Origin of the sequence: Crocosphaera sp. Alani8, from assembly GCF_038442745.1 — a bacterium.
In the GTDB taxonomy this organism is placed as follows: domain Bacteria; phylum Cyanobacteriota; class Cyanobacteriia; order Cyanobacteriales; family Microcystaceae; genus Crocosphaera.
This window is the reverse complement of sequence record NZ_JARVCN010000171.1, coordinates 1-7095: the sequence shown is the minus strand read 5'-3', so window position 1 is coordinate 7095 and position 7095 is coordinate 1. Positions and strand designations below refer to the sequence as shown.

The window sequence follows — 7095 nt, the reverse complement described above, 5'->3', positions numbered from 1 at the left end:
ATCTTTGTCCCCTAACTTTCGGCGAGTCCCCCCAGACTTTTTGAGAAGCTTCCTACTAGATTTTTATTTTTATCTAAAACTTGAATATCTCCAGCAGTTTTTGAGGTTCTATCAGATGCAGTATGACTACTTAATGGGGTTAGTTGACAAGATTTATATCTTTCCACTTTTTCTATTAATTGTTGATAAATTGCATGAAATGATAAAACCGGCAATTTTGATGCACCATGAGTTTTATAATTAAAGTTAAAATGGTAGTCTAAACAAGCCACAATTGTTGTAATATCAAATTTTTCAGGATTACTCAATTTAACTATTTTGATTTTATTAGCTTTTGTTATTTTTCTTACTTCAGATAAAAGTAAGATTAAAATATGTTCTGCTTGTTGGGAGTTATTTTCTACAAAGTTAATTAAATTAAGAAAAGCTTTTTTAACTTTTTTATTACTAATACGACCTTTATAATCTAATGTATAAGGATAAGGCTGTTCTAGAGAACGGGTTAACCATCCACTTTCAGCCATTGCAGGAAGTCCTAATTCTTTGAGAGTAGGGGTAATATATTGAGTATCAATTGTTCTCGCTGAAAAGCCATTAGGTAACTCTTTTCGATGATATCTAATATCTTGTTTTGGTTCAATAATTTTGTGTGTTAATAAGGTGATTAAAACAGTGTAAACTGCTTTCTGTTTAGGTGAATATTCAGCAATTATGTTAATATGGTCTAGATACTCAGATGGAATCAATTTTTTTATGTTACCGTTATTTTTTGATAACTCATATACTTCTAATAGTTTTTCCCGATGATTCATGATAGTTAATCCTGTTATTTCTAGTTGCAAGGTTAATCTTTGTGTATTGAAATCAAAGAAGCTCTTATGGTTAGCAAGATTTTCTACATATTGGTATTTATAGATTTGTTCTTTTAATTGAATTGCTAACTCTCTAAATAAAGGAATACAAATTTGATGATGAATTAAATGTTTAACATTTTCTAAAATAATAGCAGAGGGTTTCTGACTTTCTATGATTTCACAAATATAAAAAAACAAGGTACCTCTAGTGTCTTTAAAACCTTCTTTTTTACCAGAAATACTAAAGGGTTGACAGGGAAAGCCTGCGGTTAAAATATCAAAACTTGGTAGATTATCAGGGATGACTTTAGTAATATCTTGCTGAGGGTATTCGCCAAAATTATTATAATAAATTTTTCGACAAGCTTCATTAATTTCACTAGAATAGACGCATTGATATCCCACTGGTTCAAAAGCTAATCTAAAACCACCAATACCAGCAAAGAGATCAATAAATTTCAAAGGTTGAGTTATTTTTGTCATACAAGTTGATTATAGCCAATTTTTATGATTTTCTATAACTAAGTATTAATTATTTTAACCTTGTTTACTTTTATTTCTTCTTAAATCTCTTTCAAACTCAGCTAATGGTGAATTTTTGAATTATTTCTTGGGACACCATGATAATTATTGGTTTAGTTTTAGTTTACGGTTAATTGTACTCATAGAATAAAAGGTGCGCTAAGATAATATTAACGCACCTTAAACTTTACTAAAATTCACCAACTAAAGCATCATTACATCGTTCACAAATAGTAGGATCATCTTTAAATTCCCCCACTTTTGTAGAATAGTTCCAACAGCGATCGCATTTTTCTCCTTCTGCTTTAATAACCCCCACAGAAACTAAGTCTGACTCGCTTTGATAGTCTGCTTTTTTAATTGCATCTAAACTATCAACTAATTCTACTTGAGATGTCAAAACAAAATAGCGTAACTCATCCACTTTATTTTCTATTGAATGATTAGCAGAATTGAATTTTTCGAGTTGTTGTTTTAACTCTTGATCCGGTAGATAAAGTAACACTTTTGCGTCCAAAGATGAGCCGATCGCTTTCTCTTGTCTAGCCAACTCTAAAGCATTATTTACTTCGTCTCTGATGCCCCTGATTTTAGTCCAGGAAGCCTTCAATTCTGAGTTTTCCCACTGTTTTGATGTTTTCACCCATCCTGCCTGAAAAACCGATTTATAAGAGGTTTCGTAGGGTAGGGATTGCCAAATATCTTCGGCCATGTGGCATAATACAGGGGCGATGGCTTTAGCCAAGTTTTCGATCACCACTGCTAGTACAGTTTGGCAACTACGACGACGGATGGACTCAGGATTAGAAATATAGAGTCTATCTTTGGCAATATCCAGATAGAAGTTAGATAAATCTACCACACAGAAATTTTGAATTGTTTGAAAGAAACGGAAGAATTGATAAGTTTCAAACGCATCGGTAACTTCTGAAAAAACTTCTGTAATACAATGCAACATATAGCGATCTAATTCTGGTAATTCTTCATAGCTAACTGTATGTTGCTTGGGATCAAAATCGTGTAAGTTACCCAATAAAAACCTAGCTGTGTTACGAATCTTGCGATAAATATCAGATAACTGTTTAAGAATATTTTTCCCAACACGAATATCTGAAGAATAATCCACAGATGATACCCATAACCTTAAAACATCTGCTCCATAAGGTGGCTCCTGTTTTTGATTTTTGCCCCCATTAATAATCACATTAGGATCAACAATATTTCCTAATGATTTACTCATCTTATATCCTTTTTCATCTAAGACGAAACCATGAGTTAATACTGTCTTATAAGGTGCAACACCATTAACCGCTACACTAGTCAATAAACTCGACTGAAACCAACCCCGATGTTGATCACTTCCCTCTAAATAAATATCAACAGGATACTTTAATTCTGTTCTTTCTTTAGCTACTGAAGCCCAAGAAGATCCAGAATCAAACCACACATCCATAGTATCAGTTCCTTTGCGATATTTGTGAGCAAATGCTTTATATTGCTCAGGTAATAACTCCTCTATAGACATCTCCCACCAAGCATCTGAACCTTTTTCTGCAAAAATTGTTTGAATATGTTTGATAGTTTCTTCTGTTAGTAAAGGTTCGTTATTCTCTTCATTATAAAAAACGGGAATAGGTAAACCCCAATTTCGTTGACGAGAGATGCACCAATCTGAGCGATCGCTAACCATAGGAGTGATTCTATTTTCTCCTTGTGCCGGAATCCAATTAACTGTTTTAATGGCCTCTAAAGCAGACTTGCGGAAACCTTTTACAGAGGCAAACCATTGTTCTGTTGCTCGAAAAATAGTAGGTTTTTTTGTTCGCCAATCGTAAGGATATTTATGTTGATAGGCTTCTTCTTTCAATAAAGATCCTGTATCTTGCAACTTATTAATAATAACTTCGTTTGCATCTTTAAGAACATTCAAACCTGCAAATTGTCCAGCTTCTTCTGTAAAATTACCTCTTGCATCTACAGGAGACAAAACCCTTAAACCATACCGTTGTCCCACCATATAATCTTCTTGTCCATGTCCTGGTGCAGTATGAACTAAACCAGTTCCAGATTCTGTAGTAACATAATCACCACCGATGAGAATTTCACTTTCCCTATCGTACAGAGGATGACGATAAATAGTATGTTCTAAAGCTTTTCCTGGGACAGTTGCTTTTACAGTTAACTCATTTTCAAAAGTAGTAGATAATCTTTCAACTAAATCAGCAGCTACAATCAAGTATTTATATTTACAAACATCAGAACTTTGTTCCACTACAGCATAATTTAGATCAGGATTAAGGGCAACTGCTAAGTTTCCTGGAAGCGTCCAGGGGGTAGTTGTCCAGATAGCAACCCCTAAATTATTTAAAAATGGTTGTAAAATTTCTTCTGCATCTTTTGATGATTTAATGATAGGAAAAGCTGCAAAAATACTCCTAGAAGTATGACCTTCAGGATATTCTAATTCTGCCTCAGCTAAAGCGGTTTGAGAACTAGGACTCCAATGAACCGGTTTTAGTCCTCGATAAATGTACCCTTTTAACGCCATTTCTCCAAATACACCGATTTGAGCTGCTTCGTATTCAGGAGTTAGGGTTAAATAGGGGTGTTCCCAGTCTCCCCACACTCCAAACCTTTTGAAACCTTTTGCCTGTTCCTGTTGGGTTTTAAGGGCAAAATCACGGGCTTTGTGGCGTAATTTGAGGGGGGTTAAACCTTCCCTCTCCTTTGATTTCATACTTTGCAATACTTTGAGTTCGATGGGGAGTCCATGACAGTCCCAACCAGGAACATAGCGAACTTTGCGACCTCGCAGTAGTTTATATTTGTTGATGATATCTTTGAGGGTTTTGTTTAACGCGTGGCCCATGTGTAGGGAACCATTAGCGTAGGGTGGACCATCGTGTAATACAAAAACCTCTTCGGGGTTTTCTTGGGATAATTTCTCATAAATTTGATTATCTGCCCAAAATTTCTGTAATTCGGGTTCACGCTTCACAGCATTGGCCCGCATACTAAAATCAGTCTTAGGCAAGTTTACCGTATCTTTGTAGCTTTTAGGTTCTGTCACAGTAGTAATTAGAAATATCGTCTATTGTTTACTACTATTTTAAAGGAGTTGGGAATTAGAAGAGCCTACCGGTAAGATAATATGAGAATACTTATTTATTCCCCGTTTAGATTTCTAGTAAATCCCATGTGTCTTTGACATCTTGCATAAATTTCTCCTACTAACCTATTATCAACAGATTCCATCAGGTCTTTATTAACCCATTGGATGGGCAATAAATCTCCACTATCTAGCAATTTACCCATTTCCTGATTGTAAATAGCCGTAGCTTGAGGGTCATAATATAATCCTGGTTTAATCTCTGTGGTTGTGGGTTGTTCTCGTTCTGGAAGTTGGCAAATTCTTTGAGCAATATGATTAATTTGGGAATAAGTGGGTACTGCCTCAGCAGGGAAAGACAAGACTGTTAAGAGTGTTAATGAAATAGATAGACGAAGACTCATTTTATTTTACTTCTTATTTGTTTAGGGTTTCAGGAATTGCGAATTGATAGTTATTAGCAATTTCGTAAGTTCTCACAGGACAATTATCAAAAGCTTTTTGAACAACTAAACCGTATAAATAAGTTATTTTCTCTTCATTTTTAGCTTCTTCAACACTAAGGGTTTGATTATATAACCATTTTCCCATTGAACGCATAAAAAGACTTTCAAGACTCTCTGAGGAATTTCTCGGTGTGTTACAAATTCTTTGAGCCGCTTCACTAATTTGATAATCTGTAGGGAATGCTTGGCTAGGTGAGGGCAATAATAATAAAATTGCCGAAACACCCAAAAGATATTTACATAACATGATCAATAAAATAATTAAATAATATTTATCTAGCATATTAAGACAATAATTAATTTTTTAGATCGGTATAGTTACTATTTTTTCTTAGTTAATACTATATTCAAGTAAGTAGAAACGCTATAGCATTTTTGATACTTGCGAGGAATAAAGGTTATGCTTTTGATTCATAAGGTAGAAGACAGTCGGCAAGATTTAGATTGATCCGATAAGCCCGAAAAAGACTGTATTATATTTTTTTATTAATTATTCTTACTTAATGATTATTACTTAGCATATACTCACATCTTGCACCTTCGATAAAACCGGCTAGTTTGTAAGCGTTCAGCTATCAGCTATCAGCCATCAGTTGAAACATATCAATCTCTATCTTATGCTGTGAGTGAGATTAAACATAAGCTTAACGCTTTCAGCTAAGAGATGAAAGCCGAACGCTGTGCGATAGCGCCGGAACGGAGTGAGGAACTGCTGACTGCTGACTGCTGACTGCTGACTAATTTAAGTTGTTATGTACTGATGCAAGATGTCAGTATATCCCAAAACAAATTAAAATTCTACTGTGGGTAAACTATCGATTAAAGTAACGGAACGAAAAGAACGCCCTAAATGATATTGAGCGTAATTCCTTAATAGATGTTCCACTTTTAACCAAGGAACAGTAAAATCACTATCAAGAATAGCGGTAGGAAAAAGTTTGCCTGGACGGGGTAAAGAGGATTGATTTAGATGTTGCAACAGGCTCAATTCTGTTGCTTTTAGCCTCTGATTAATTATTGGTAAAACAATCGGTTTCGGGTTATTTTTTTCTCTATTTCTAATCTTCAAGTTAATCAATCCCCCGGCATCAAAACTAAAACCAACACACCAACTAGGGTCATAAAAATTAGGGTTTAACTCTTCTTGCGTCACACAACAACGATGAACTTGAGGACCAATACCTGCGATCGCTAATAAATGAAAAACAGCTTGGGCTAAATATCCATATAAACTCTCACCCAGAGACATCCTTTCTAACCGTCGTAAATGCTCGTTTAAGAGTTCGTAAAGATCAACAGAAGGCTGTTCATCTAAACCCATACTTAACACTAATTCTGCTAAATATTGAGCCGCCGCCAACTTGCCTAAATCTTTACTTAATCCCGGATAAGATTCTAGGGTATTGGCCTGGATTATTTTATCGAGCGATCGCCCTTTAGCAATCAATAATTCATTGATAACGAATAACTCGCACCTTCCCCTCAATCTTGATTTTTGTTTTCTTGCCCCTGGTACAATAGCTCGAACTAAGCCGTACTCAGGGGATAGAAGGGTAACTAAGCGATCGGCTTCTTGAAAAGGTATTCCTTTTAAGATAATGCCTGTGGTTTGATAAGTCCGAGTCATTTTTTCAGTTATCAATTATCCCTTGAGCAGTTTTTCACAGCAATTTTCAATTGAGTGGAGCAAACTAAAATTTAACTCCTGCCTTCTGCCTCAAAGCTAGAAAGATAAAAACTGCTATCAGGTCTTTGTTTTGGTGCTTTTAAGGGTATGGGAACCCTAAATTTACTTTCTAGACAGGAGATAAGCCTAACATGGCTTTCAAGGTAAAATAAAGCAATGAAAAGATCCCAATGCCAATACCTCCAACAGCGATCGCACTGATGGGATTTTTAAATAAGGGTTTAATCCACTCAAAAAAGACTAAAAATATACCCAACGTGAAACTAATCAGATAACGAGGGTAGCGCGCTACGTTTTCAAAAAACTCTCCCATTAATTAACCTCCGTGATTAATAATTTGTTTTATCCTACTTTAGACAACTTGTGACATCCTCCCACGCTAACTGCTAAGAGCAGTATAGCGTGGGCTTCCCAACT

At 35.3% G+C, this 7095-nt stretch carries 6 protein-coding genes; all 6 read right to left on the bottom strand.

Features of this window, described 5'->3' with window-relative positions; translation table 11 throughout:
• Positions 1 to 11 precede the first annotated feature (11 nt).
• Positions 12 to 1337, bottom strand: a complete 1326-nt coding sequence (locus P9B04_RS11400) for a DNA cytosine methyltransferase (protein ID WP_342055109.1) — start codon at positions 1335 to 1337, stop codon at positions 12 to 14.
• Positions 1338 to 1566: 229 nt separating this feature from the next.
• The gene (gene ileS, locus P9B04_RS11395) at positions 1567 to 4446 is read right to left on the bottom strand and encodes an isoleucine--tRNA ligase (protein ID WP_342055108.1); all 2880 of its coding nucleotides are present in this window, start codon (positions 4444 to 4446) and stop codon (positions 1567 to 1569) included.
• Between the two features lie 95 nt (positions 4447 to 4541).
• On the bottom strand, positions 4542 to 4889 hold the full coding sequence (locus tag P9B04_RS11390) for a hypothetical protein (RefSeq protein WP_342055107.1): 348 nt from the start codon (positions 4887 to 4889) through the stop codon (positions 4542 to 4544).
• A gap of 13 nt (positions 4890 to 4902) precedes the next feature.
• The gene (locus tag P9B04_RS11385) at positions 4903 to 5274 is read right to left on the bottom strand and encodes a hypothetical protein (protein WP_342055106.1); all 372 of its coding nucleotides are present in this window, start codon (positions 5272 to 5274) and stop codon (positions 4903 to 4905) included.
• A gap of 507 nt (positions 5275 to 5781) precedes the next feature.
• Positions 5782 to 6618 (bottom strand): DNA repair protein RecO, encoded by an 837-nt coding sequence (gene recO / locus P9B04_RS11380; protein ID WP_342055105.1) that lies wholly within the window; start codon positions 6616 to 6618, stop codon positions 5782 to 5784.
• A gap of 169 nt (positions 6619 to 6787) precedes the next feature.
• Positions 6788 to 6991 (bottom strand): DUF751 family protein, encoded by a 204-nt coding sequence (locus tag P9B04_RS11375; protein WP_342055104.1) that lies wholly within the window; start codon positions 6989 to 6991, stop codon positions 6788 to 6790.
• Between the last annotated feature and the right edge of the window lie 104 nt (positions 6992 to 7095).

Excerpts from the sequence above, each read along its gene's own strand:
- P9B04_RS11400 (WP_342055109.1), bottom strand. The coding sequence starts at position 1,337 with ATGACAAAAATAACTCAACCTTTGAAATTTATTGATCTCTTTGCTGGT.
- P9B04_RS11390 (WP_342055107.1), bottom strand. The coding sequence starts at position 4,889 with ATGAGTCTTCGTCTATCTATTTCATTAACACTCTTAACAGTCTTGTCT.
- P9B04_RS11385 (WP_342055106.1), bottom strand. The coding sequence starts at position 5,274 with ATGCTAGATAAATATTATTTAATTATTTTATTGATCATGTTATGTAAA.
- recO (WP_342055105.1), bottom strand. The coding sequence starts at position 6,618 with ATGACTCGGACTTATCAAACCACAGGCATTATCTTAAAAGGAATACCT.
- P9B04_RS11375 (WP_342055104.1), bottom strand. The coding sequence starts at position 6,991 with ATGGGAGAGTTTTTTGAAAACGTAGCGCGCTACCCTCGTTATCTGATT.